The following is a 25,547-nucleotide window of genomic DNA, read 5'->3' as shown; positions in this document are numbered from 1 at the left end:
CGACCCGCCGCGGCCTGAGTGTGATCCGCCGTCTCGCCCGAGCCGCGCTGGGCGCGATGCAGGCGCGCTGGCGGCGCTCGATCCGCGTGCGGGTGGTCACCACGACGCTGGTCGTGTCGGCCATCGTCGTGGCGGTGCTCGGGGTGTTCCTCATGCAGCAGATCACCAACGCTCTGCTGGAGGCCAAGGAACGCGCCGCGCTGCTCCAGCTCGACGACGGCGTCGGCATCGCCCAGGGGCGGCTCGCCACCGGTCCGAGCGACCCGGAGACGCTCAACGACGTGGTCACCACACTGGCCCGCCGCAGCGGCACGGCGGGCCTGTACGAGGTCATCCTCATCGACGACCGCGACCCGGGCATCAACGGCTTCTCCAGCAACGCGATCAAGCCCGACAGCGTGCCCGCCCGCCTGCGGCTCCAGGTGGAGCGGGCGCCCGCCAGCAACCCGTACCGCACGTACGGCCGGCTGAGCTACGACGACGGCACCTCGACGGCCGGCCTGATCGTCGGCGCCAAGGTCAACGCCTACCAGATCTACTACCTGTTCCCGCTGAACCAGGAGCGGCAGAGCCTCGTGGTCGTGCAGCGCACGCTGTTCGGCGTCGGCGCGGCCCTGATGCTGCTGCTCGCCGCGATCGCCTCCCTGGTGACCCGCCAGGTCGTCATCCCCGTACGGCTCGCGGCCCAGTCGGCCGAACGCCTCGCCGCCGGGCGGCTCGAAGAACGCATGAAGGTCCGCGGCGAGGACGACCTCGCGCGGCTCGCGACCTCGTTCAACGACATGGCGGCGAACCTCCAGGAGAAGATCGTCCAGCTCGAGGAGCTGTCGAAGGTCCAGCGCCAGTTCGTCTCGGACGTCTCCCACGAGCTGCGCACGCCGCTCACGACGATCCGGATCGCCGCCGACGTGCTGTACGAGGCCCGCGAGGACTTCGACCCGCTGACGTCGCGGTCGGCCGAGCTCCTGCAGAGCCAGCTCGAACGCTTCGAGGGCCTGCTCGCCGACCTGCTGGAGATCAGCCGGTACGACGCGGGCGCCGCCACCCTGGACGCCGAGTCGATCGACGTACGCGAACTGGTCCTGCGCGCCGTCGGCGACACCGAGGACCTCGCCGAACGCAAGGGCAGCAAGATCGTCCAGCAGCTGCCGGGCGAGGCGACCATGGCCGAGGTCGACCGCCGCCGCGTCGAGCGCATCCTGCGAAACCTGCTGGTCAACGCGGTCGAGCACGGTGAGGGCAAGGACATCGTGGTGAGCGTGGCGGCCGACCGCGACGCCGTGGCCATCGCGGTCCGCGACCACGGATGCGGCCTGCGGCCGGGCGAGGCCCACATGGTCTTCGACCGCTTCTGGCGCGCCGACCCCGCCCGCGCCCGCACCACCGGCGGCACGGGCCTCGGCCTGTCGATCTCCAAGGAGGACGCCCGCCTGCACGGCGGCTGGCTCCAGGCGTGGGGCGAGCCCGACCAGGGATGCCAGTTCCGCCTGTCGCTGCCGCGGGTGGCGGGCGCCGAGTTGCGCGGCTCGCCGCTGCCCCTCGTACCCCCGGAGGTCGAACTCCGCCGCGCCCCGTACGCCGAGCTCAAGCTGGAAGCGGACGCATGAGGCGGGGGCTCGCGCTGGTGACGGTCGTGCTGTGCGCGGTCGCGGGATGCGCGAGCGTTCCTTCGGGAAGCCAGGTGATCGGCGGCCGGATCACGAACCACCAGCAGCCGATCGACGACCCGTACGTCCGCGTCATCCCCGTCGGCCCCGGCCGCGACTGGGACCCGGGCAAGATCATTACCGCCTTCCAGGCCGCGTCGGGCAGCTTCGACGGCCCGAACGGCGACCACAAGGTGGCCCGCGAGTATCTGGCCTGCGGCGGATGCTGGCAGCCCGGCATCTCCACCGTGGTCTACGACCGGATGGAACAGACGTCGGTCCAGATCGGCGGCGCGCACGCGTCGGTGACCGTCGAGGTCGACCAGCTCGGCAGGATCGGCTCGGACGGGCAGTACATCGCCGACTCCCACCGTTTCAAGGCGACGTACCAGCTCCGGCAGGACGCGCAGAAACAGTGGCGGATCAGCTGGCTGCCGCAGGAGCTCCTGCTGAGCCGCAACGACGTGAACCGCGCCTTCCGCACGCTCGACCTGTACTTCTTCTCACCGGACCCGCAGGTCAAGGCACTGGTGCCGAACCCCGTTTTCATCCCGATGGTCAACCGGACGTGGCTGTCGCAGCAGCTCGTGAAACAGCTGCTCGGCGGCCCGACGACGTGGCTGCGGGGCGCCGGCGTCCGCACCGATTTCCCCGGCGGCACCCAGCTGCGGCGGCTGGACATCTCCGGCGGCGTCGCGACGGTCGATCTGAGCCGCCAGGCGCGCTCGGGCGACCTGCGCAACATGTCGATCCAGCTGATGTGGACGCTGCGGCAGCTCCGGGAGGTCGACCAGCTGAAACTGGAGATCGAGGGCAAACCGGTGCAGGTCCCCGGCGTCGGCGGCACGGTGCAGTCGGCGAGCGTCTGGAGCGGCTACAACCCGGACGGCCAGGGCGACGCGCCGCGCGGCTGGGTGCGCACCGCCGACGGCCGGCTGGCCAGGCTCGACTCCTCAGTACCGCAGGTGCTGCTGCCCAAGCTCCGCGTGTCCCAGCCGGCGATCTCCTACGACGCGCGGCAGGTCGCCGCCGTGAGCAAGTCCGGCGACACGGTGACGGTGACCGACATGACGACGGGCGCGACCCGGGTCGTCCTGCACGCCAAGCTGGCGGGCGGCCGGTTCTGCAAGCCGTCGTGGGACTCGCGCGGGAACGTCTGGGCGGTCGAGTCGAACTCCCACGGATCCCGCCTGTGGGAGATCACCAGCGGCACGACGAAGATCGCCGTCGACGGCTGGACCCTCGCGCCGTACCCGGTCCGCGCCCTGCGCATCTCCCGAGACGGCACCCGAGCCGCCGCGATCGTCCAGATGGGCCAGGTCTCCCAGGTGCAGCTCGGCCGCGTGGACCGGGCCCCGACGGGCGGCCTGCAGGCGGAGGGCTTCATCGCGATCAACTCGGACCTGTCCGCCGCCCTCGACCTGACCTGGCGCGACGCCGACCACCTGGCGGTCATCGGCGCGACGGACAGCAACCCGTCGCCCCTGCTCTACGACGTGCCGGTCGGCGGCGGCACCATCCAGCCGATGGTGGGCCCGGGCGGCGACATGAAGGCCGTGGCCGCATACCCGGGTGCCCCACTGCTCGTCGCACAGCATGTGTCGAGCCCCCAGCCGTTGGACAACGTGTGCTGGCTCAGCGACAAGTACGGCGAGTGGAAGTGCTACGACCGCACGTCGGCCCCGGCATACCCAGGCTGACCCGCCGACCCCGCTGAGATGGTGGGCCGTACGCGCTGACGCGCTGACGCGCATGGCCGCTGAGGCGGTGGGGTCTGCTTCGGCCGGCCTGCGCGTCGCTGCTGACCGGTTGGCCTACCGTCGCTGATCTCCCTCCTGTCCCGAGTGCCGTTGCGTGGCCGCGATGACGGCGCTCGCTCGTACGTCGGCACCCGCCGCGCGTAAGGCTCGGGCCGCTTCGGCGAGGGTCGCGCCCGTGGTGATCACGTCGTCCACGACGATCACTCGCCGGCCCCCCAGGTCCAGGCGGGACTCCATGGCTCCGGTGAGGTTCAGGGCGCGGTCCATGGCAGACAGACCGGCCTGATCCGCCACGCGACGCCGATGCCGTAGCGCCCGCACGCACACGATCCCCGCCCCACCACCAAAGCGGGCGCCCCGCGTCAGCTCGGCGGGGTCGGCCCCCCACAGCGGGTCGGTAGGGCGGGCGTCCCATGCTGGATCGCCAAGGCGGGCCTCCCAATCTGGACCGACGGGGTAGGCGTTCCACGCCGGATCGCCAGGGCGGGCGTCCCACGTCGGGTCGGCGGGGCGGGCGTCCCATGTCGGGGCGTCCCGTGCCGGATTGGTAGGGCGGGCGTCCGACGTGGCATCGCCGAGGCGGGCGTCCCATGTCGGGTCGGTGGGGTGGGCGTCCCGTGCCGGATCGGTAGGGCGGCCGTCCGACGTGGCATCGCCGAGGCGGGCGTCCCATGCCGGGTCGGCGGGGTGGGCGTCCCGCATCGGGGCTGCGGGGTCGGTCTCCCATCCAGGACCGGTGGGACGGGCCTTCCCCACTGGACCGGTGGGGCGGGCCTTCCGCGGATCAGCAGGCCGGGTGTTCCGTGCCGGGTCGGTGTCGCGGGCATCCCGCGCTCCGGTGGAGACGTCGCTCGTTCGGGCGGTGGGGTGGGGCTCCGTCTCGTATGTCGTCCGTCCCGTTGCCTGTCCTGCCGTCAGCCTCGAGGCATGCTTCGCTGCCTCCTGGGCGATGCGCAGGGTCGGGTCGTGGCCTCGGCGGCGTACCGACGCCCTTGAGGAGGGCACAGGGACGAGTAGAAGCGGCTCCCCTGGGGCGGCGGCCCTCGTGGCGGCGCGGGCGAGAGCGGCCCCCAGAGGCCGCGCCAGGCCGGACAAGCCGCGTTCCTTGTGCGCGATGATCAGACGGCGGACCGGGCCCGCGTATGGCGCGACGGCGAACGGGGGCGGCAGCCCCTCGGGGACGGGGCTCGGCAGGCACAGCCGGGCGGGGCCGGCGAGATGGTCTTCGCAGGCCGGGCACACGAGCCCGCCGGGGCCGCCGCAGCCCGCGCACGGCTGGGGAAGGATCAGATCGAGGAACGCGGCGAGAAGCTTCATGTCACCCGACCCTGCCCCCTCCCCTCACGACATGCCAGCCCCGTCCACACCCTGTGGATAACTTCGCGCCCGCGAAAGAACAAGGCCCACGAGGTGCGACGACACGCCGAAGCCGGGCGTGGCGCCATCTCGCCCCTGCGGCTACCGGCGGTAGCGGGTTATCGCCTGTCCGCCGTTCGCGGCGGCGCACACGCCGGGCGACCGGGTGTTCGCGTCGAGCGAGATCGGAACCGGCCGTCTCAAGGCCTCGCGCAGGTGGTGGCGGAGGCGCGCCGGGTCGCCGTTTCGCCCCTCCGCCAGGCCTGACGCGACCCGCCGGCCGGGCCGAAACTCGGGGTGGCGATGACTATCCGTGGTTTTTCTGGGGATCCCCACCTGACATTCATGGCGTAAGGGGTTAGCGTTCCTGACATGACACCCGCCCGGGTCCGTGGTTGCGCCGAGTCTCAACCGGCCCGGCAAGCCGATGCCAGCCGCAGGCTAAACGGCCCACGTAAGGCGACTTCTCGTCGACCGATCACGGTGCGGCTTAGAGGTAAGTCCTGCCCCGCCGGGGGATCAGATGTCCTCCGGACCGGGAGAAGGGGAGTAGTGGCGAGAGCGCTGCGAGACCCTCAGCAGGCGGATGTGGGGACGAAGACCAGGTCGGCCGGGCGGGTGTTTCCTCTACGTCACGGTGGCCAAGATGTGAAGACAGTGTGAGGACAGAGAGCATCGAGCCCGGCTGCCCCGTGCCGGGTGCTCTTGAAGACCGGGAGGAGGGGGTCCCCCATGGACATCATCGTGAAGGGGCGCCACACGGACGTCAACGATCGCTTCCGTCGGCATGTGGACACCAAGCTCGGCAAGGTCGAGAAGCTGGATCCCAAGGTCATCCGGGTCGACGTGGAGGTCTCCGAAGAACACAACCCCCGCCAGGCCGACACCCGTGAGCGGATCGAGCTCACCATCGTCTCCCGCGGCCCTGTGATCAGGGCCGAGGCCGCGGCGGACGATCGCTACGCCGCCCTCGACATGGCCCTCGGCAAGCTGGAGAACCGCCTGCGTCGCTCGTGCGACCGCCGCAAGGTCCACCACGGCGGCCACGGCCGCGCCCGGCTCGCGGACGCGCTCGCGCCCGAGCCCGAGGCGCTCTCGGTCACGTCGCAGGCCGAGGAGCCCGTACGTACGTCGGCGGAGGAGGAGGCGCGCGACGCGTACGCCCCGCCCGAACCCGAGGGCATCGTGCCGATCGCGATGGAAGGCGACGGTCCGGTCGTTCTGCGCGAAAAGGCGCACAAAGCGGATCCGATGACCATTGACCAGGCACTATTCGAGATGGAACTGGTCGGCCACGATTTCTATCTCTTCCGTGACAAGGAGAGCGGCCGTCCAAGTGTCGTTTACCGGCGACGGGGCTGGGATTATGGAGTGATCCGTCTTATCGAGGAGTGACGCCGCGCTTGCGCGGCGCCACCACCTCGACCAATCTGGTCCCAGGCGGTTCCGGCGAGGAACCGCCTGGGACCACACGGTCATATAAGTCTCACCCCCGCGATTACGCCCACGATCCCCATGGGCCGGCGCACCGTTTGGAGGAGGAGTTGAGCGAGACTCCGCAGAGTCGTGACCCCGCGGCCGGTGACCCCATCCGCGTCCTCATCGTCGACGATCACGCCCTGTTCCGCCGCGGTCTCGAGATGGTCCTCGACGACGAGGACGGCGTCGAGGTCGTCGGTCAGTGCGGCGACGGTCAGGAGGCCGTCGAGCAGGTGAGCGACCTCGTTCCGGACGTCGTGCTCATGGACATCCGGATGCCGCGCCGCGGCGGCATCGAGGCGTGCACGGCCATCAAGGACCAGGTGCCCAGCGTCAAGATCGTGATGCTGACCATCAGCGACGAGGAGGAGGACCTCTTCGAGGCGATCAAGGCGGGCGCCACCGGCTACCTGCTGAAGGACGTCTCGATCGACGAGGTCGCCGACGTCGTGCGCGCGGTGCACGACGGTCAGTCGTTCATCAGCCCGTCGATGGCCTCCAAGCTGATCACCGAGTTCGCGGCCATGGCCAAGCGCGGTGACGAGCGCCAGCAGCAGGTGCCCGCGCCGAAGCTGACCGACCGCGAGATGGAGGTCCTGCGCCTGGTCGCGCGGGGGCTCGGCAACCGCGAGATCGCCAAAGAGCTGTTCATTTCGGAGAACACCGTCAAGAACCACATTCGGAACATTCTGGAAAAACTCCAGCTCCATTCCCGGATGGAAGCCGTCGTGTACGCGGTACGGGAGAAACTGCTCGAAATCAGCTGAGCGGCTCGACGGGAGCATGAGGAGCGCGGACGGAGTCGTCCCAGGGTTCACGTGAAGAAGCCGACGACGCTGCGGATGCGGTCCCCGGCGAACTCGACGATGTCGTAGCCGGTGGCGACCGTGCCCAGCCGCCACGTGAAGAGCGCCCGGTCGTGGTGGGCTCCGATCACCGTCCCCAGGGCGAACCGCAGGTCGCCGAAGTTCTGCTGAGCCCGGCCGATGGTCGCCGAGAGTTCCGCGTGTCCGCGCACGCCGGCGTAGTCGGGGTCGATGTAGACCGAGTCCTGGGTGAGGACGGACTCCATCAGCGCCTCGCGGGCCGTGGCGTCTCGTTCGTTCCAGATGTCGAGGTACTTGCTGATCAGGTCGGTGGTGCTCACTTCTGGGCTCCTTCGAGGGGGCGGGACGGTTCTGCGTCGGGTGTGGGGCGGGCGAGGGCGAGTGCGGTCAGGCCGCCGGCGGCGGTGACGGCCGCGGCCGTCCATCCGGCGACGTGCAGGCCGTGCAGCAGATGGGTTGAGCCGGTGGCGAGCGCGACGAAGACGGCCAGGCCCAGCGCGCCGCCGAGTTCCTTGGCGGTGCTGGCCAGGCCGGACGCGACGCCCTGCTGGTGGGGTGCGATGCCGGATCCGGCGGAGGCGAACAGTGCGACGAAGGCGACGCCGCCGAACAGGCCCCAGACGACGCTGCCGGGCAGCAGGGTCCAGAAGCCGCCGTTTGCCGTCGTGCCGGCGACCAGGACGGCGATGCCGGCGCCGGTCCCGGCCATCGAGACGACGAGTGTGGTGCGGATACCCCAGCGGCCGAGCAGGGGCGGGGTGACCTTCAGTGCGGCGAGCATGCAGATCAGCGTGAGCGGCAGGAACGTGAGTCCCGCCTTCAGCGAGCTGTAACCGAGGACGGGCTGGAGGTAGGAGGTGAGGATGTAGTAGCCGCCGCCGAGCGTTCCCTGGAACAGGCCGATCACGACCATGGTGGTGGCGAGGGAGCGGCCCCGCGCGAGCCGTAGCGGGATGAGCGGGTCGCGGGTGCGGGCCTCCACCACCAGCAGCAGCGCGAGCAGGAGCGCGCCCGCGGCCAGCGATCCGGCGCCGCGGGGCGATCGCCATCCGGCGTCCGGGCCGCTGGCCAGGCCGAACACCAGCAGCGCCGAGCCCACGGTGGCCAGGACCGCCCCCGGCACGTCGAACCCGCCGGGCGTACGGTCCGGGTCGGCGGGCAGCAGCCGCGGCGCGGCCAGGACACAGCCCAGCACCAGGGGCACGTTGACGAAGAACACCCATTCCCAGCCCAGGTAGTTGGTCAGCACCCCGCCGAGCAGGGAACCGGTGGCCAGTCCGGCGCTGCCCGCCATGCCCCAGGCGCCCAGCGCGCGGTTGCGCGCGGGGCCCTCGGTGAACCCCCGGTAGATGAGCGTGAGCGTCGCGGGAGTCAGCAGGGCTCCGCCCGCACCCTGGACCGCACGGGCGGCGATCAGCGGCCCGGGGCCGGAGGCCAGGCCTCCCGCCAGGGAGGCGACGCCGTACAGCGCCAGTCCGGTGACGAACATCCGGCGTGGACCGAGTCGGTCCACGGCACGTCCGCCGAACAGCATCAGCCCGCCGAGTCCGACGGAGTACGCGCTGACCACCCACTGCACGGAGGACGGGCTGAAGCCCAGCGCGTGCTCGATGCCGGGCAGCGCCACATACACGATGTTGTAGTCGAGAGCCACGATGAGCTGCGTCAACGCCAGCAGCCCAAGGCGTAGCCGGTTCCGTTCCATGCGTCACCTACATGCCGTTGATTTACTACACGCCGTTCAAAGTCAGCACGCCGTACAGTAGTCAAACGCTGTAGCCTGTCAACTGTGAGCGAGCAGACCATGAGCCGTCGCGAGCGGCTGCGCGCGCAGACCAGCGCGGAGATCAAGGCGATCGCGCTCAAGCTCATGGGTGACGGCGGCCCCGACGCGATCTCGCTGCGCGCCATCGCCCGTGAGATGGGCATGACGGCCGGTGCGATCTACAGCTACTTCCCGACCCGCGACGACCTGATCACGGCGCTGGTCGGCGACGTCTACACGGCGGCCGTGGAGGCCGCGGAGTCGGCGCGGGACGCCGTGCCGGACAGCGACACGGGCGGCCGGGTCCTGGCCTGGGCACAGGCCATGCGCGAGTGGGCGCTGGCCAATCCCGAAGGGTTCCGGCTGATCTACGGCGATCCGGTGCCCGGCTACCGGCCGCCCGGCGACGGCCCCGGCCGGGAGGCCGAGCTACGCGCCTGCTCCGGTCTCATCGGCCTCGTCGCCGAGGCATGGCCGACGGCTCGTACCCTCCAGCCGGAGGGCCGGGACTATGACTGGGCCGGCTTCGACGCGGGCCTGGCCGCCCACGTACGAGAGGACTTCCCCGGCCTGCCGCCGGCCGCGGTGGCGCTGACCCTGCGCGTGTGGGGCCGGATGCACGGCCTGGTGGCCCTGGAGATTTATGGCCACCTGAGCGGGCTCATCCATGACCCGGGCGCCGTCTACCGCGACGAGATGCACGACCTCATCGCCTCTCTCGGCCTCAACGCCTGACCGGCGCCGGTCGCGGAGCCGTCCTAACCGAGGGCGGCGGCCAGCGGCGCGGCGAGGGCCGGCGGGTCGATGCGTTCGACGCGGACCGCGTCGCAGCCCACCCATTCCGCCGCCTCGCGCAGCGCCTCGGCCAGGTGCGCGACCGCGCGTTCGGCCTTGGCAGGGGTGTTCGCCGCCGCCGGCTCCAGGGACGCCTTGCGGGCGATCAGCGTCGTGCCCTCGCGCGCCGGGTCGACGCGGCCGATCAGGTGTCCGCCGGCCAGCACGGGCATCGTGAAGTAGCCGTGCACGCGCTTCGCCTTCGGGACGTACGCCTCCAGGCGGTGGTCGAAGGCGAACATCCGCTGGGTGCGCTTGCGGTCCCACACCAGCGAGTCGAACGGGGACAGCAGCGTCGTACGGTGCCGGCCGCGGGGCGTCTCGTCCAGGCCCTCAGGATGGGCCCAGGCGGTGCTCCAGCCGCGCACCTCCACCGGCACCAGGCCGGTCGCCTCGATCACCGCGTCGACCTGGTCGCCCCGGACCCGGACGTAGTCGGCGAGGTCCGCTCGCGTCGCGACGCCCAGGGCGCGGCCCGCGCGGGCGACCAGCGTGGTGACGCACTCCTCGTCCGACAGGTCCTGCTCACGCAGCTCCGCCGGGATCGCCCGCTCCGCCAGGTCGTACACCCGGCGCCAGCCGACCCGACGGGTGCAGACCACCTCGCCGGTCGCCAGGAGGTACTCCGCGGCGATCTTGTGGTCCGTGCGGTCGAACCACTCGCCGCCCTTCTTCGCCCCGCCGAGCCCCGTCGCCGTCAGCGGGCCGTCGGCGTGGAGGCGGGCCAGCACCTCCTTGCACGCCTCCTCGGGCGTGCGGTGCCAGTGCCGGCCCCTGCGCTGGTAGTCACGGCGCCGGAAGGCGTACAGCGGCCAGTCGCCGATCGGCAGCACGCAGGCGGCGTGCGACCAGTATTCGAAGGCGGCCGTGCCGTTCCAGTAGGCGCGCTCGACGCTGGAACGGCCGACGGCGCCCAGACGCGCGTAGGCGACCAGCTCGTGGGAGCGCGCCAGGACCGAGATGGTGTCGAGTTGCACCGCCCCGAGATGACGGAGCGCACCGAGGGCACGCCGGGCGCCGGGGTCGCCGCGCAGGCCACCGCCCTGATGGGGAGTGACGACACGCCCGAGGAAACCCTGGGCGCGAAGTTGAATCCGGCGTGCCTGCTCGGGGGTGAGCTCTACGGGAGGCATGGCCCGATGTTACGGACCATCACCGACGGAAAACGGGAGCGAGATCAGCCGTGCGGCCGGGTCGTCGCCGGGTCGCTGGCCGTTTCCGGCCCGCTCAGCTCGCCGCGGACGCCCGCGCGCTCGGACGGGTGCCGTTCTTCGGGCGCCTGACGAGGGCCGTCCATGATGACGTCGTCGAAGATGTGCACCGCCGCGGCGATCAGACCGCCGACCACGACGAGTCCGACGCCGACCCAGAACAGCCACCACTTCGGGTGCGGCACCAGCGCGACGCCACCCACGCCGAATCCGATCCAGATCACGATGACCGCCAGCCATGAGCTGGCACGGCCGGCGTGTGAATTGTGGGCCATTCATCCCTCCCTGCGGGTTGCGCGCTTCATTCGGTGCGGACGACCGGTCACGCGCCCGCCGCTCCCAGTTTTTTTACACGATCACTTGGCACGAACATGGCGAACCCTGACCCGGTCGCGGGCATCACCGGTCTCGTGATAGTGACGGTTGTCCCGCTGTACGGTTGGACTCGCCTACGATGACACCGTACGGGTCGTGTACGCGCGCCTCCGACACGACCCCCGGCGATACCACGAACGCTGCGAGGAGCTCCCGAGAGTGCCAGTAGTCATCGACAAGATCCTTCGCGCCGGCGAAGGCAAAGTTCTGCGTAAGCTCAAGCGGATCGCCGACCAGGTCAACTCCATCGAGGAAGACTTCGTCGACATGAGCGACGCGGAGTTGCGCGCGCTCACCGACACCTACAAGGAGCGCCTCGCCGACGGCGAGAGCCTCGACGATCTGCTTCCCGAGGCGTTCGCCACCGCTCGCGAGGCGGCCAAGCGCACGTTGGGCCAGCGCCACTTCGACGTGCAGGTCATGGGCGGCGCCGCGTTGCACATGGGCAACATAGCGGAGATGCGCACCGGTGAGGGCAAGACTCTGACCTGTGTGCTCCCGGCGTACCTCAACGCCCTCGCGGGCGAGGGCGTGCACGTGGTCACGGTCAACGACTACCTGGCCAAGCGCGACGCGGAGTGGATGGGCCGGGTCCACCAGTTCCTGGGCCTCGAGGTCGGCGTGATCCTGGCCGACATGACGCCGGAGGACCGCCGCAAGGCGTACGCCGCCGACATCACGTACGGCACCAACAACGAGTTCGGCTTCGACTACCTGCGCGACAACATGGCCTGGAGCCTCGACGAGTGCGTCCAGCGCGGCCACAACTTCGCGATCGTGGACGAGGTCGACTCCATCCTCATCGACGAGGCCCGTACGCCGCTGATCATCTCCGGCCCCGCGGAGCAGAACTCCCGGTGGTACGTCGAGTTCGCCAAGATCGTGCCGCGGCTCAAGCGCGCCACCGACGGGCCCGAGGGCGAGGACGGCGATTACCAGGTCGACGAGAAGAAGCGCACCGTCGGCATCCTGGAGTCCGGCGTCGAGAAGGTCGAGGACTGGCTCGGCATCGACAACCTGTACGACTCGGTCAACACGCCGCTGGTCAGCTTCCTGAACAACGCGCTGAAGGCCAAGGAGCTGTACAAGAAGGACAAGGACTACATCGTCAACGCGGGCGAGGTCCTGATCGTCGACGAGTTCACCGGGCGCATCCTGCACGGCCGTCGTTACAACGAGGGCATGCACCAGGCCATCGAGGCCAAGGAAGGCGTGGCGATCAAGGACGAGAACCAGACGCTCGCCACGATCACGCTGCAGAACTTCTTCCGCCTCTACGACAAGCTCGGCGGCATGACCGGTACCGCCCAGACCGAGGCGGCCGAGTTCAACAAGATCTACAAGCTCGGGGTCATCCCGATCCCGACCAACAAGCCGATGATCCGCAAGGACGTCCCCGACGTCGTCTACAAGACCGAGCAGGCCAAGTTCGAGGCCGTGGTCGAGGACATCAAGGAGAAGCACGACAAGGGCCAGCCGGTCCTGGTCGGCACCACCTCGGTGGAAAAGTCGGAGAAGCTCTCGCGGATGCTCAAGCGCCGTGGCGTCCCGCACGAGGTGCTCAACGCGAAGTACCACGAGAAGGAAGCCCTGATCGTCGCCGAGGCGGGCCGTAAGGGCGCCGTCACGGTCGCCACCAACATGGCCGGTCGCGGTACCGACATCACCCTCGGCGGCAACCCCGACCACATCGCCGACCAGGCGCTCCACGCGCAGGGCCTGTCCCCGCTGGAGACCCCGGAGGAGTACGAGAAGGCCTGGCCGGAGGCGATCGAGAAGGCCAAGCAGGCGGTCAAGGAGGAGCACGAGGAGGTCACCGACCTCGGCGGCCTCTACGTCCTCGCCACCGAACGCCACGAGTCGCGGCGCATCGACAACCAGCTGCGCGGCCGTTCCGGCCGGCAGGGAGACCCGGGCGAGTCGCGGTTCTACCTCTCGCTCGAGGACGACCTGATGCGGCTGTTCAACTCCGCCCGCGTCGAGGCGATCATGACCCGCCTCAACATCCCGGACGACGTGCCGATCGAGTCGAAGATCGTCTCGAACGCCATCCGATCCGCCCAGCACCAGGTGGAGCAGCAGAACTTCGAGATCCGCAAGAACGTCCTCAAGTACGACGAGGTCCTCAACCGCCAGCGCAAGGTGATCTACGCCGAGCGTCACAAGGTCCTCGAGGGCGCCGACCTGCACGACCAGATCGTCCACATGATCGACGAGGTCGTCGCGGGCTACGTCACGGCGGCCACCGCCGAGGGCTTCCCGGAGGAGTGGGACCTCGACAAGCTCTGGAAGGCGTTCAAGCAGCTCTACCCGATCTCGATCAGCTCCGACGACCTGGTCGAGGAGGCGGGCGGCCAGGCCGGCCTGACCGCCGAGCTGCTCACCGAGAAGATCACCGAGGACGCCCAGGAGGCGTACGCCAAGCGCGAGGAGGAGCTCGGCGGCGAGGTCCTGCGCGAGCTGGAGCGGCGTGTCGTCCTCTCGGTGCTCGACCGCAAGTGGCGCGAGCACCTGTACGAGATGGACTACCTCCAGGAGGGCATCGGCCTGCGGGCGATGGCCCAGCGCGACCCGCTGGTCGAGTACCAGCGCGAGGGCTACGACATGTTCACCTCGATGCTCGAGGGCATCAAGGAAGAGTCGGTCGGCTACCTGTTCAACCTCGAGGTGGAGATCGCCGATGAGGAGCAGCAGGCCGCCGTGGCCGGTGTCGGCGAGGCTCCGGTCGAGCTCGCCGAGACGGAGGAGGACGACACCCCGGAGATCGTCGCCAAGGGCCTCGAAGAGGGCGGCCGGCCGCAGAGCCTGAGCTACAGCGCTCCGACGGTCGACGGTGAGGGCGGCGTCGAGACCCACACCGAAGAGGTGGACGACGTCTACGCGGACGTCTCCCGCAACGACCCGTGCCCGTGCGGCTCGGGCAAGAAGTTCAAGCGCTGCCACGGAGACCGCCGCAACGGCTGACGCGGAACGACCGAACGGCCCCGGACGATTCGTCCGGGGCCGTTCGCGTGGAGCCGCTAGGTTATGGCGGTGGCCGCAACAAAAGAACCGAACCGGCTGATCCTGTTCACCGATGCCGTCGTGGCGATCGCCGTCACGCTGCTCGTGCTCCCGCTCGTGGACGTCGTTCCCGAGGTCGCCAGAGAACACCGCCCCGCCACCGAGGTGATCACCGGGCACCAGCCGGAGATCTGGACCTTTCTCCTCAGCTTCGCGGTGATCATCAGACTCTGGCTGTCGCATCACAAGGCGTTCCAGCACGTGCGGGCGTACTCGACGCCGTTGGTGCTCTGCAACAGCACCTGGCTGCTGGCCATCGTCGTGTTGCCGTTCCCCACCGAGATGGTGGGCGTGTTCGACAACAGCCGGTTCACGACCGGCCTCTACATCGGCACGGTCTTCGTCGCCACCGGCCTGCAGGCCGCGATGTACCTCATCATCCGGATCGACCCCGAAGTGGCCTCGGAGGACGCCCCCCTGCCGGGCGACTTCGTCCTCGGCGCCGTCACCGCGGCCGTTCTCCTGCTCCTCGCCCTGGTCGTCGCGTTGACCGTGCCGGGGGTCGGCTACTGGGCCCTGCTCCTGTTGCTGCTGTCCGGCCCTGTCGAGTGGGCCTGGCGCCGGCGGCACGCGGTCGCCGCGGCCTAGGAAAAAACAGGGAACCGCCACGTCCGATCGCACCAAGTACCGGATGAACCGACGCGCACGGCGCGGACAAGGAGAACCGGTTGGTGATGATCGATACATACCCGCATCGGACACCGGTGAGGTGAGCGACAGCGAGAGCATCGGCGCGTCGCTCACCGATCCGGAGAGGTTCGCCGATGTCTTCCACCGGCACTGGGACGAGATCCACCGCTATGTCGCGGCACGGCTCGGTGCCGAGGCGGCCGAAGACGTCGGTGCCGAGACCTTCACGGTCGCCTTTCGCAACCGTGGAAAGTACGACCTGACCCGGCCGGACGCCCGGCCCTGGCTGTACGGCATCGCGACCAACCTCATCGGCCAGCACCGCCGGGTCGAGAAACGCCGTACCCAGTTGCTCGCCCGCACCCCCGCCGAGGGCGTGAGCGGGTCGTTCGCCGACGGCAGCGACGCACGGGTGACCGCCGAACTCCTCGGCCCCCGCATCGCGTCGGCGCTGAAGAGCCTGTCGGCCGCCGACCGTGACCTGCTGCTCCTGATCGCCTGGGCGGACCTGACGTACGAGGAGGCCGCCGAGGCGCTGCGCGTTCCGATGGGCACCGTACGGTCCCGGCTGCACCGGATCCGCAAGAAGATCCGCCGCGCGTTCGGAAACGCCGACCCCACGCGTCTTCAGGAGGAGAACCGATGATCGACAAGGAGATCGTGCTCGTCCGGGAGGCTCGTCCGGCGGACGTTCCGGCCGATTCCGCGGCGAAGGCCCGCGCGTGGGCCCGCCTGCGCGCCGAGATGGAGTCGCCCGGCACCCCCGCGTTCGAAGCCCGTCCCTTTCACCGGCGTCTCGGCTGGCGGCTCGGTGCCGTGGGGGTGATCGCGGCCGGTGCCGCGGCTGCCGTGGTGGTGACCCAGGCCGTGGGATCCGCGCCGGTGGGCAAGCCGAACACCGGACCCGTGCCCAGCCTTGAACTGGCCGCCCAGACGATCGAGCAGCAGACGGTCCCGAAGCCGCGGGCGGATCAGTGGGTGTACGCGCCCGAGCTGCGCAACTGGGCCATCGCGCCCGGCAACACGATCGGCACGCTGCGGGGCAAGGTCAAGGTCGAGCAGTGGTGGCGGTTCGACGGCAGGAGGGTCGCCGAGTCCGTCAACGGTTCGAAGATCACGATGACGGCCATCCTGCGCCCCGGGGAGAAGATCCCTCCCGGCCACGTCATTCCCGGCGTCAACGGAGGCTTCGCCTGGGGCGCCGGCGTCTGGAGGAGGTCCCCGCGCGGGCTGTACGACTACGTGGCCAAGCTGCCGACGGACCCCGCCGCGCTGCTCAAGAAGATCCGGCACGACACCCAGGCCGCCGACGACGATGACGCCACGTTCTATCGGATCCAGGAGATCCTCGACGACGACAAGCTCATCCCGGCGAAGACCAACGCCGCCATCTACCGCGCGCTCGCAATGATCTCCGGAGTACGGATCGTGCCCGGGGTGAAGGATCTCGCCGGGCGCTCGGGCGTCGCGGTCGTCCGTGACCAGGACACGACGCGCTTCGAGATCATCCTCGATCCGAAGACGTACCAGTACCGGGGCTGGCGGTCCGTCGCGCTCAAGGACCAGTACGCACGCAAGAAGCTCACCGCCCACGCGGGACAGGTGCTCAACGACTCCGCCGACCAGGGCATGCGCGTGGTCGACCAGCCCGGCACGCGAGACTGAGCCGACTCCACGCCCGACCTCGTACGACGGCCGTCCCCGCCCGGGGAACCCGAGAGCGGGTTCCCCGGGCGGTCATTCATGCCGGGACGGTCGTCTCGATCGCGGCGCAGCGCCAGCGGCGGTCGTACTCCAGCCGCAGCGCGAGCGCCTGCACCCGTGCGCCGATCACGGCCACCGCCGCGACCTCGGCGACTCCCGGCTCGGGCGCACAGACCCGTACGGTGCCCAGCCGGGGCGCGGCCCGTGCGGGCAGGCGTGCGGACAGCGACCCCAGCCGCTCGAACAGGCGCGGTGTCGTACGTCCGGCCAGGTGGTGGTACGGCCGGACTCCGGCCAGCACCTCCAGGACGAGCCGGGCGATCAGCCGTGCCTCCGACCGCACGTCGGGCGGGCCGTCGCGTACGACGCCGAGGACCGGCCGGGGCGGGCGCCCGTGCGGCGGACCGGAGTCCAGGGCGAGAGCGAGTGACCCGTGCACCGCGATCGCGGGCGGCTCGCACCCTCCGTACGGGACGAGCCGGATCGGGGAGCGTACGGGCGTTCGTCTGCGCATGATGCGACCTCCGTGATGTGCGGCCGCCGGACGGCGGCGACACACAGAGAGGTCTCAGCGGACACGGAGATACATCGTGGCCGGATACGGACAGGTCACTGCCTGGTCGCGGCCCGGCTCCGGCGGGGGATCTCCAGCGCGCTGTGCAGCTGGTAGCGGTCGGCGCGGTAGGTGGAGACGGCGAGTTCGACGCAGGTGCCGTTCATGAACGACCGCCGCTGGAGCAGCAGCACCGCGCTGCCGCGGGCGAGGTCGAGCAGCCGAGCGTCGGCCGTGTCGGCGATGCCGGCCTCGATGGTCTGCTCCCCGGCGTCGAACACGATCCCGAAGCGCGTCTCCAGCACGTCGTACAGCGACGCGTCGCTCAGCGGGGTGTCGGGCAGCCCCGGCGCGACGGTCAGCGGGATGTGCGAACGCTCGACGGCCATCGGCTCGCCGTCCGCGGTGCGCAGGCGTTCGACGACGTGCACCCCGGTGCCCGGCGGCACGTCGAACACCCGCGCCAGGTGGGCGTTGGCCGGCGTCGTACGGCGGTCGAGGTCGCGGGCGCCCGGTTCGAGGCCCCGGGCCCGCATGTCCTCGGTGAAGGACACGAGCCGCAGCGGCATCTCGATCTTGGGCCGAGCGACGAACGTGCCCTTGCCCGGCACGCGGTACAGCCGGCCCTCGGTAACCAGGTGGTCGACGGCCTGCCGTACCGTCATTCGTGACAGCCGGTACCGCTGGCACAGCTCCCGCTCGGACGGAATGGGCGCGTCCACCGGCAGTTCGGCGTCCTCGATCAGGTCGAGGAGGATCTCCCGGAGCTGGAAGTACTTGGGTACGGGGCTGGACGGATCGATCTTGCCCATGGGGTACCTCTGGCCGCGATGTCGGGGAGTGAAGTATGGTTCATACTGGTCTAGTCCGGACTAGACCACACGCCCAGTCAGCGTGTCAATGCAGGTCAGGACTACGAAGCCGTAACGACGCGATCACGCGTCGACCGACACGCGGAGCCGCGGATCCAACGGCAGCCAAGGAGATCCCATGCCTGAGACTTCGCGCATGCGCACCGAGATCGGTGAGCAGGCCACCGCGCTGAACGCGACGCTCGACGCGCTGTTGCCCCGCGTGGCCGAGGTCGGCGTCCTGGGCCGGGAGACCCGCCAGGTGCTGTTCATCGCGCGCGGTTCGTCCGACAACGCGGCGGTCTACGGAAGCTACCTGGCCCAGACGCACGCGGGCCGGCTCGCCACCCTCGCCTCGCCCTCGATCGCGACGACGTACAAGAAGAAGATCGACCTGTCCGGCGTGCTCGCGGTGGCGATCAGCCAGTCGGGTCGCACCGAGGAGATCGTCGAGACCCTCGACTGGGCCGCCGGCTGCGGCGCGCGCACCGTCGCGGTCACCAACGGCGAGGGTTCACCGCTCGCCGAGGCCGCCGAGCTCGCGCTCGTCACCCGGGCCGGCGACGAGATCGCCGTGCCCGCGACCAAGACCTACACCACCCAGCTCGCCGCCCTCGCCGTGCTCGGCATCGGCCTGGGCGCCGAGGTCGACCTCACCGACCTGCGCCGCGCGCCCGAGGAGGTCGACCGGCTGATCGCCGCGACCGAGGCCGCCGACGCGCTGCCCGAGATCGTGGAGGAGCTCGCGGGCGTGCCCGGCGCGGTCGTGTCCGGCCGGGGCATCGCGTACGGCACGGCGCTGGAGTTCGCGATCAAGCTGAAGGAGGCGTGCTACCTCCACGCGATGGGCCTGTCGTACGCCGACCTGCTGCACGGGCCGATCGCCGTCGTCGACGACGACACCCCGGCGCTCCTGGTCGCCGCTGACTCCGGGCCGACGCTTCCGGGCACGGTCGCGCTGGCCCGGCGGGTCACCGCTGCGGGCGCGAAGGCGTACGGCATCGGAGGCGGCCGTATGCTGGCCGATGCGTCCACGCTGGCGCTTCCCGGTCCGGACCTGCCGGAGTGGGTCGCGCCACTTGCTCTGATCGTGCCGGGTCAGCTGATCACCGAACGGCTGGCCCGACGCCTCGGGATCGACCCCGACATGCCGCGCGGCCTCGGCAAGGTGACGCAGACGGATTGATGATGGGGTCCGCTTCGACAAGGGAGACTGTGTGATGGCCGAGCGCCGTGTCACGGTGCAGACCGAGGCGGGGCTGCACGCCCGCCCCGCCGCGCTGTTCGTCCAGGCCGCGACGAAGGCGCCGATGGATGTGAGCGTGGGCCGGCCGGACGCCGATCCGGTCAACGCCAAGAGCATCCTGCTGGTGATCGGGCTCGACGTCCGCCACGGCGAGGAGATCGTGATCAGCGCCGAGGGAGACGGCGCCGACGCCGCCCTCGACGAGCTCGTCGCGACGGTGACCGCGAACGGTGCCTGACCGCCTGAGCGGTCTCGGCGTCAGCCCCGGCGCCGGCGCCGGACCGGTGCGCACGATCGCGGGCGCGGTCCCCGAACCCCCTGCGGGCGAACGTCACGGGGGTGACGCCGCCGCCGAGACGGCACGCGCCCTCGCGGCCCTCGAAGAGGTCGCCGCCGACCTTGAGAAGCGCGGCGACCGGGCCGGCGGCGAGGCGCGCGACGTCCTGGCCGCGCAGGCGATGATGGCCCGCGACCCGGGCCTGGCCGAGCTGGCCGGACAGAAGATCGCCGACGGCGGCTCGGCGCCGCGCGCGGTGTACGAGGCGTTCGGGGTGTTCCGCGACATGCTGGCCGGCGCGGGCGACTACTTGGCCGCGCGCGTCGCCGACCTCGACGACATCCGCGACCGCACCGTCGCCGTGCTGCGCGGGCTGCCGATGCCGGGCGTGCCGGACTCCGACGAGCCGTTCGTGCTGGTCGCCCGCGACCTGGCGCCCGCCGACACCGCGCTCCTCGACCCCGCGAAGGTGGTCGCCTTCGTCACCGAGGAGGGCGGCCCGACCAGCCACACCGCGATCCTGGCACGCTCGATGGGCGTGCCGGCCGTGGTCGCCTGCCCGGGGTGCACCGCGCTCGCCGAGGGCACCGTCGTGCTCGTCGACGGCGGTTCCGGCGACGTACGCCCCGATCCGTCCGCCGAGGAGGTCGCCCGTGCCCGCGCGGTCGCCGGGGCGCGTTCGGCGGCGATCGCGGCGACCGGCCCCGGCACGACCGCCGACGGGCACGCCGTGCCGCTGCTGGCCAACGTGGGCGGCCCGCAGGACGTCGCGGCGGCGCTCGAACACGGCGCGGAGGGCGTCGGCCTGTTCCGCACCGAGTTCCTGTTCCTGGACCGTACGACGCCGCCCGGCGAGGATGAGCAGGAGGCCGCCTACCGCGCGGTCCTTGAGGCCTTCCCGTACGTGGTGGTCCGCACCCTCGACGCGGGCGCCGACAAGCCTCTCGGCTTCCTGCCGGCGACGGGGGAGGAGCCCAACCCGGCCCTCGGCGAGCGCGGTCTGCGCATGCTGCGGCGGCACCCCGAGGTGCTCGCGGGCCAGCTCGCCGCCCTCGCCCGCGCCGCTCGCGGGCTGCCGGTGGAGCTGCTGGTGATGGCGCCGATGGTGGCGGACGCGGCGGAGGCACGGGAGTTCACCGAGACGTGCCGGACGGCCGGCATCACGCGCGCGGGCGTCATGATCGAGATCCCCGCCGCGGCGCTGCGGGCCCGTGACCTGGCCGCCGAGGCCGCCTTCTTCAGCATCGGCACCAACGACCTCGCCCAGTACGCCTTCGCGGCCGACCGGCAGCTGGGCGCCCTCAGCCGGCTCCAGGACCCCTGGCAGCCGGCACTGCTCGACCTGGTCGCGCTCACCGCGGAGGGCGCCGGCGGCAAGCCCTGCGGCGTCTGCGGCGAGGCGGCCGGCGACCCGGCGCTGGCCTGCGTGCTGACCGGGCTCGGCGTCACCTCCCTGTCGATGAGCCCACCCGCCCTGCCCGCCGTACGCGCCGCGCTCGCGGCCCACACACTCGACCAGTGCCGCCACGCCGCCACCGCCGCCCGCACCGCCCACAACGCCGATGAGGCCCGCCAAGCCGCACGCGAGGCCCTCCCCGGCCTGACCGCCCTGGGCCTGTAGCCTCCGAGCCGGAGACGCCCCGCCCACCGGGGCAGGGTTCCGGCGAAGTCGGGTGTTGTCGGTCAGGTGGGGCTTTCGAGGAGTGGCGTCGTTCAGTCGCGGGCGGTCAGGTGGTGCGAGATGAAATGGCGCCATCTGGCGATGGCCGTGGGCTTTGTCTCGCTGTGCGTGCCGGCGTAGCCGGCCAGTTGTTTGTCGGGTGATCCCAGCAGGTCGAACAGGGCCAGCTGCCCGTCCCTGGGAAAGACCTCGTCGTGCCACTGGATGTGGAAGAGGGCGGGGGCGGTGACCCGCCGGGCGTCCCTCGCGACGCGTGCCGGCACGGCCATGCCCTCATACATGGCCGCTACCTGCTGAAGACCGAACTTCCCGAGGACCACACAACGGAGTTCGTCGCCCATCGCGGCCGCGAGGGGAAGACCGAACCGTGCCCCCATGGACATTCCCAGATATCCGAGGCGGGAGGTGTCCACGAGGTCCAGAGCCCCAAGGGCGTCCACGGTCGCGCGCCATTCGTCCGTCATTCGGTCGAGGACGACCTCGATTCCCTCTGCCGCGATCCGTCGCTGATACTCCGCGACGGTCATCGGGGCGGGAACTCGGTCTCCGTGGTACGGCCCGTCGATCGCCAGCGCTGCGATGCCGGCGTGGGATGCGAACCATCGGGCCCGGTCGAGGATCCGCTCGCTTCGCTTGTGCCCGCTGCCTCCGTGTCCCAGCAAGACCAGGGGAGGCGTGGAGCCGGGAGAAGATGGGAGCCACAGTACGCCTGGAACCGCGCCCGCCGGTCGGCCAAGCCGAAACGATCGCTCGACGACCCCGCCGTGAGTTACCGGACGTTCGATCCACTCCAGTGTCTCGCGCACGAACATATCGAATCAGACGCGGCCGAGGCCGGTCTCCGATCAACATGCCGTCCGCGTCGACCAGGGCCGGCCACGCCGGCCCCTTGGGAGGTCATCAGGTGTCTGGGCACCGCGTGGACGCGGCGACCATGGCCGCGGCCGGGGCGCCGCGGCGGTGCCTCCCTCGGCCTCGCCCCCTTCCGGTCCCGTCTTTACCCAGGTGAGTCATGGCCGGTCGGCGTGCGGGGTTTGCTCTCCTCCGTGGGACTCATTAGCGTCATGCGGGTGCGACGGACGTTCGGGTGGAGGTTCGTGACCGCTCTCGCCGCTGGGGCGATGGCCGTTTCGGCGTGCCATGAGTCCGGTGCGCGGTCGGCCATCGGTCCCTCCCACACCACGCCCACGCGGGCCTCGGCGTCGCCGACGCCGGTCGCCCCGGAGGTCGCCCTCGTCAAGAAGATGAGCGTGCGCGAGAAGGTCGGGCAGCTGTTCATGCCGACCATCCCCGGCTCCACGCCCGCCCAGGCCGCCGCGCTGGTCGAGCGCTACCACCTCGGCGGGGTGATCTACTTCCCGGTCAACCTGCGCACCCCGCGCCAGACCGCGGAGCTGTCCAACGGCCTGCAGAAGGCCGCGATGAAGCACGGCGGCGTGCCGCTCGTCATCAGCACCGACGAGGAGCAGGGGCCCGTCTCGCGGCTGCCCTACATCACCCGCTTCCCCGCGAACAAGTCGCTCGCGTCCGGGAGGCATCCGGACGACAACGTCCGCACCGCCGCCCGGGTCACCGGCGAGGAGCTGCGCGCGGTCGGCATCAACCAGGACAACGCCCCCGACGCCGACGTCAACATCAACCCCAACAACCCGGTGATCGGCGTACGGTCGTTCGGCGCGGACCCGGAGAAGGTCGCCCATTTCGTCGGCGTGGCCATCGACGCGTACCGCGCGACCGGCGTGGCGGTCGTGGCCAAGCACTTCCCCGGGCACGGCGACACCGCCACCGACAGCCACACCGGCCTGCCGATCATCAACCACAGCAGGGCGACGTGGGAGCGCGTCGACGCGCCGCCGTTCAAGGCCGCGGTCGAGCACGACGCCGACGTCATCATGACCGCGCACATCGTCGTGCCGGGTCTGGACAAGTCGCGGCTCCCGGCCACGATGTCCAAGACCGTGCTGGGCGGGCTGCTCCGGGGCACGCTCGGCTACCGGGGCGTGATCATCACCGACTCCCTCCAGATGGCCGGCGCGACGATCAAGTTCGGGCCGGAGGAGGCGGCGGTACGCGCGGTCGTGGCCGGCGCGGACATGCTGCTCATGCCGCGGAACCTCGGCCGCGCCTACAACGCGGTGCTCGCGGCCGTGAAGTCGGGCCGGATCTCCCAGAGCCGCCTCGACGACGCGGTCACCCACATCCTTCACATGAAGTACGAGCGAGGGATGTTCCGCTCGCCGTACGTCGACGCGGCGAAGGCATCGCACGTCATCGGATCGAAGGAGCATCGGGAGGCGGCCCGCAAGGTGGCGGCCGACGTCCGTTCTGGCGGCTGATGTCCAATCTTGGCCGTTGACGTTCCTCCCTGCGCGTGACTAAGTTTCAGCTCGCTGGCCAGGGCCAGTCATTTTCTTTCGCGCATCTCGGGGGCGGAAGGAGTTACCGATGTCCCGTCGCCGACGGCTCATTGCCATAGGTGCGGCGTCAGTGGTGGCCGTGGCCGGTATCGGCTCAGGTACCGCCAACGCCGCACAGGCCGGGCACAAGCCCGGCAAGGACAAGCGCGTCCTGAAGATCCTCAACAAGATGACGCTCGAGGAGAAGGTCGCCCAGCTCTTCGTGCTCCAGGTGTACGGCACGAGCGCGGACACGACCGACCCCACGGCCGTCGCGGCCAACCAGAAGCTGTGGGGCGTCGACAACGCCCAGCAGCTGATCGCCAAGTATCACCCCGGCGGGATCATCTACTACTACGTCGATCCGCCCAACCTCGTCAGTCCCCAGCAGGTCGCCCATCTGTCCAACGGGATCCAGCAGGCGGCCATGCACACGCGGGTGCCGATCCCGGAGACCATCACCACGGACCAGGAGCAGGGCTCCATCGTCACGCGGGTCCCGGCGCCGTTCACGCAGTTCCCGGGCGCCCAGGCGCTCGGCGCGGCCCGTTCGCCGAAGAACGCGTTCACCACGTCGAAGATCACCGGCGAGGAGCTCAAGGCGATCGGGATCACGCAGGACTACGCTCCCGACTCCGACGTGAACGTCAACCCGGCCAACCCGGTGATCGGTGTCCGGTCCCCGGGCTCCGACCCGTCGCTGGTGGCCCAGATCGCCTCCGCCGAGGTCGACGGCTACCAGGCCGCGGGCGTCATCGCCACGGCCAAGCACTTCCCGGGTCACGGCGACACCAACACCGACAGCCACACCGGTGTGCCGATCATCAACCACACCAAGGAGCAGTGGGAGAAGCTCGACCTCCCGCCGTTCAAGGCCGACATCGCGCACGGCGTCGACTCGATCATGACGGCGCACATCATCGTCCCGGCGCTGGACCCCTCCGGTGACCCGGCGACGCTGTCCAAGCCGATCCTCACCGGGATCCTCCGCGACCAGCTGCACTACAAGGGCGTCGTCGTCACCGACGCTCTCGGCATGGCCGGACTCCGGGCGAAGTACGGTGACGACCGGATCCCCGTGCTGGCGGTCAAGGCCGGCGTGGACCAGCTGGAGAAGCCGCCGGCGGACGCCAGCGGCAAGGGGCTGTACACCCTCCAGCGCGACTCCCTGGTCAACGCGGTCAAGAGCGGCGAGATCAGCGAAGCGCGCATCGACCAGTCCGTGTACCGGATCCTCGAGCAGAAGCTCAGCCACGGCCTGTTCCAGCACCCGTACGTGGACGAGAGCAAGGTCGCCAAGGTCGTCGGCACGCCGTCGCACCTCGCGACCGAGCAGAAGATCACCGACCAGACCACGACGCTCGTCAAGAACGCCGTGCTGCCGCTGCCCAAGGACAACCGCAAGGTGTTCGTGACCGGGTACGGCGTCACCACCACCCAGACGCTCGCGAACGACATCGGCAAGCGCGGGCCGGTCACGTCGGTCCTGCAGACGGGCACCAGCCCCACGCCGGCGACGATCGACAAGGCGGTGGCGCAGGCGAAGGACAACGACCTGACCGTCGTCACGACCAACGCCGCCTGGAACCTCGCCGTCAACGGCCCCGGGCAGATGAACCTCGTCAAGGCACTCGTCGCGACGGGCAAGCCGGTGGTCGTGGCGTCGGTGCGCGACGCGTACGACATCGGGTACTTCCCGGAGGCGCCGACCTACCTGGTGACGTACGGCTACACGCCCGCGTCGCTGGAGTCGCTCACCAAGGTGCTGTTCGGTGAGATCAGCCCGCAGGGCAAGCTGCCGGTCATGATCCCGGTGGCGGACCATCCCGACCAGACGCTCTACCCGTACGGGTACGGGCTGACGTTCGACAAGTGATCGAACGGGCGCGGGAC

At 70.6% G+C, this 25,547-nt stretch carries 22 protein-coding genes; 14 read left to right on the top strand and 8 right to left on the bottom strand.

The annotated features are described in order from the left end of the window. Nucleotides 1-56 precede the first annotated feature (56 nt). Nucleotides 57-1,607 (top strand): MtrAB system histidine kinase MtrB, encoded by a 1,551-nt coding sequence (gene mtrB, locus ACQEV1_RS48210; RefSeq protein ID WP_433406136.1) that lies wholly within the window; start codon nucleotides 57-59, stop codon nucleotides 1,605-1,607. Beyond that, complete coding sequence (locus ACQEV1_RS48205; protein ID WP_285625853.1) at nucleotides 1,604-3,346, top strand: LpqB family beta-propeller domain-containing protein; 1,743 nt, start codon at nucleotides 1,604-1,606, stop codon at nucleotides 3,344-3,346. The genes mtrB and ACQEV1_RS48205 overlap by 4 nt, the downstream gene beginning before the upstream one ends. Nucleotides 3,347-3,460: 114 nt before the next feature. On the opposite strand, the gene ACQEV1_RS48200 is transcribed toward ACQEV1_RS48205, so the two are convergent. Then, nucleotides 3,461-4,723: a phosphoribosyltransferase family protein gene (locus ACQEV1_RS48200; protein WP_433404467.1), complete on the bottom strand. Its 1,263-nt coding sequence runs from the start codon at nucleotides 4,721-4,723 to the stop codon at nucleotides 3,461-3,463. Nucleotides 4,724-5,494: 771 nt separating this feature from the next. On the opposite strand from ACQEV1_RS48200, the gene hpf reads away from it, so the two are divergent. After that, a complete protein-coding gene (gene hpf / locus ACQEV1_RS48195; protein WP_285625855.1) occupies nucleotides 5,495-6,157 on the top strand; it encodes a ribosome hibernation-promoting factor, HPF/YfiA family in 663 nt (220 codons plus the stop codon). Between the two features lie 149 nt (nucleotides 6,158-6,306). Then, nucleotides 6,307-7,008, top strand: a complete 702-nt coding sequence (locus ACQEV1_RS48190; protein ID WP_285625859.1) for a response regulator — start codon at nucleotides 6,307-6,309, stop codon at nucleotides 7,006-7,008. Nucleotides 7,009-7,055: 47 nt separating this feature from the next. Here the strand turns inward: ACQEV1_RS48190 and ACQEV1_RS48185 are convergent, their stop codons facing one another. Continuing rightward, entirely contained in the window at nucleotides 7,056-7,388 is a 333-nt protein-coding gene (locus tag ACQEV1_RS48185) for a nuclear transport factor 2 family protein (protein ID WP_285625862.1), read from the bottom strand. After that, nucleotides 7,385-8,773 carry an MFS transporter gene (locus tag ACQEV1_RS48180; protein ID WP_433404463.1) on the bottom strand — a complete coding sequence of 463 codons (1,389 nt, stop codon included), beginning with the start codon at nucleotides 8,771-8,773 and terminating at the stop codon, nucleotides 7,385-7,387. The genes ACQEV1_RS48185 and ACQEV1_RS48180 overlap by 4 nt, the downstream gene beginning before the upstream one ends. Nucleotides 8,774-8,857: 84 nt before the next feature. Here ACQEV1_RS48180 and ACQEV1_RS48175 point away from each other — a divergent pair, with 84 nt between their 5' ends. Then, entirely contained in the window at nucleotides 8,858-9,568 is a 711-nt protein-coding gene (locus tag ACQEV1_RS48175; RefSeq protein ID WP_285625869.1) for a TetR/AcrR family transcriptional regulator, read from the top strand. A 23-nt stretch (nucleotides 9,569-9,591) separates the two neighbouring features. On the opposite strand, the gene ACQEV1_RS48170 is transcribed toward ACQEV1_RS48175, so the two are convergent. Continuing rightward, entirely contained in the window at nucleotides 9,592-10,800 is a 1,209-nt protein-coding gene (locus ACQEV1_RS48170; protein WP_433404460.1) for a winged helix-turn-helix domain-containing protein, read from the bottom strand. 44 nt (nucleotides 10,801-10,844) lie between these two features. Next, nucleotides 10,845-11,153, bottom strand: a complete 309-nt coding sequence (locus tag ACQEV1_RS48165) for an HGxxPAAW family protein (RefSeq protein ID WP_285625875.1) — start codon at nucleotides 11,151-11,153, stop codon at nucleotides 10,845-10,847. Between the two features lie 259 nt (nucleotides 11,154-11,412). Between ACQEV1_RS48165 and secA the strand changes: the two genes are divergently transcribed. The 4 genes from secA (at nucleotide 11,413) to ACQEV1_RS48145 (ending at nucleotide 16,611) form a co-directional block, all read left to right on the top strand. After that, nucleotides 11,413-14,217 carry a preprotein translocase subunit SecA gene (gene secA / locus ACQEV1_RS48160; protein WP_285625877.1) on the top strand — a complete coding sequence of 935 codons (2,805 nt, stop codon included), beginning with the start codon at nucleotides 11,413-11,415 and terminating at the stop codon, nucleotides 14,215-14,217. Nucleotides 14,218-14,286: 69 nt separating this feature from the next. After that, nucleotides 14,287-14,904, top strand: coding sequence for a TMEM175 family protein (locus ACQEV1_RS48155; protein ID WP_433404456.1), 618 nt, complete (start codon nucleotides 14,287-14,289; stop codon nucleotides 14,902-14,904). A gap of 121 nt (nucleotides 14,905-15,025) precedes the next feature. Next, nucleotides 15,026-15,592: an RNA polymerase sigma factor gene (locus tag ACQEV1_RS48150; protein ID WP_433404454.1), complete on the top strand. Its 567-nt coding sequence runs from the start codon at nucleotides 15,026-15,028 to the stop codon at nucleotides 15,590-15,592. Next, complete coding sequence (locus tag ACQEV1_RS48145; RefSeq protein WP_433404451.1) at nucleotides 15,589-16,611, top strand: CU044_5270 family protein; 1,023 nt, start codon at nucleotides 15,589-15,591, stop codon at nucleotides 16,609-16,611. Before ACQEV1_RS48150 ends, ACQEV1_RS48145 begins: the two co-directional genes overlap by 4 nt. A gap of 76 nt (nucleotides 16,612-16,687) precedes the next feature. Here ACQEV1_RS48145 and ACQEV1_RS48140 read toward each other — a convergent pair whose 3' ends face one another. Both ACQEV1_RS48140 and ACQEV1_RS48135 read right to left on the bottom strand, forming a co-directional pair. Next, nucleotides 16,688-17,164 carry an Rv3235 family protein gene (locus ACQEV1_RS48140; protein WP_433404448.1) on the bottom strand — a complete coding sequence of 159 codons (477 nt, stop codon included), beginning with the start codon at nucleotides 17,162-17,164 and terminating at the stop codon, nucleotides 16,688-16,690. Between the two features lie 95 nt (nucleotides 17,165-17,259). Continuing rightward, nucleotides 17,260-18,015, bottom strand: a complete 756-nt coding sequence (locus ACQEV1_RS48135) for a GntR family transcriptional regulator (RefSeq protein WP_285579074.1) — start codon at nucleotides 18,013-18,015, stop codon at nucleotides 17,260-17,262. Nucleotides 18,016-18,211: 196 nt separating this feature from the next. Between ACQEV1_RS48135 and ACQEV1_RS48130 the strand changes: the two genes are divergently transcribed. Genes ACQEV1_RS48130 through ptsP form a run of 3 tightly spaced genes read left to right on the top strand, consistent with a single transcriptional unit; the run spans nucleotide 18,212 to nucleotide 21,198 of the window. Beyond that, the gene (locus ACQEV1_RS48130) at nucleotides 18,212-19,240 is read left to right on the top strand and encodes an SIS domain-containing protein (RefSeq protein WP_432705605.1); all 1,029 of its coding nucleotides are present in this window, start codon (nucleotides 18,212-18,214) and stop codon (nucleotides 19,238-19,240) included. A gap of 34 nt (nucleotides 19,241-19,274) precedes the next feature. Next, nucleotides 19,275-19,538 (top strand): HPr family phosphocarrier protein, encoded by a 264-nt coding sequence (locus ACQEV1_RS48125; RefSeq protein ID WP_285579071.1) that lies wholly within the window; start codon nucleotides 19,275-19,277, stop codon nucleotides 19,536-19,538. Next, nucleotides 19,531-21,198 carry a phosphoenolpyruvate--protein phosphotransferase gene (ptsP, locus tag ACQEV1_RS48120; protein ID WP_433404445.1) on the top strand — a complete coding sequence of 556 codons (1,668 nt, stop codon included), beginning with the start codon at nucleotides 19,531-19,533 and terminating at the stop codon, nucleotides 21,196-21,198. Before ACQEV1_RS48125 ends, ptsP begins: the two co-directional genes overlap by 8 nt. A gap of 92 nt (nucleotides 21,199-21,290) precedes the next feature. On the opposite strand, the gene ACQEV1_RS48115 is transcribed toward ptsP, so the two are convergent. Beyond that, complete coding sequence (locus ACQEV1_RS48115; protein WP_432705598.1) at nucleotides 21,291-21,785, bottom strand: hypothetical protein; 495 nt, start codon at nucleotides 21,783-21,785, stop codon at nucleotides 21,291-21,293. A 543-nt stretch (nucleotides 21,786-22,328) separates the two neighbouring features. Here ACQEV1_RS48115 and ACQEV1_RS48110 point away from each other — a divergent pair. Continuing rightward, on the top strand, nucleotides 22,329-23,594 hold the full coding sequence (locus tag ACQEV1_RS48110) for a glycoside hydrolase family 3 protein (RefSeq protein ID WP_433404443.1): 1,266 nt from the start codon (nucleotides 22,329-22,331) through the stop codon (nucleotides 23,592-23,594). Between the two features lie 109 nt (nucleotides 23,595-23,703). After that, nucleotides 23,704-25,530, top strand: coding sequence for a glycoside hydrolase family 3 protein (locus ACQEV1_RS48105; RefSeq protein WP_433404440.1), 1,827 nt, complete (start codon nucleotides 23,704-23,706; stop codon nucleotides 25,528-25,530). Nucleotides 25,531-25,547: the final 17 nt, after the last annotated feature.

The sequence above is a fragment of the Actinoallomurus sp. CA-142502 genome (assembly GCF_050936355.1).
Classification (GTDB): Bacteria; Actinomycetota; Actinomycetes; order Streptosporangiales; family Streptosporangiaceae; genus Actinoallomurus; species Actinoallomurus iriomotensis.
The sequence above is the reverse complement of the archived record's forward strand: the minus strand, read 5'-3'. Positions and strand labels throughout refer to the sequence as shown.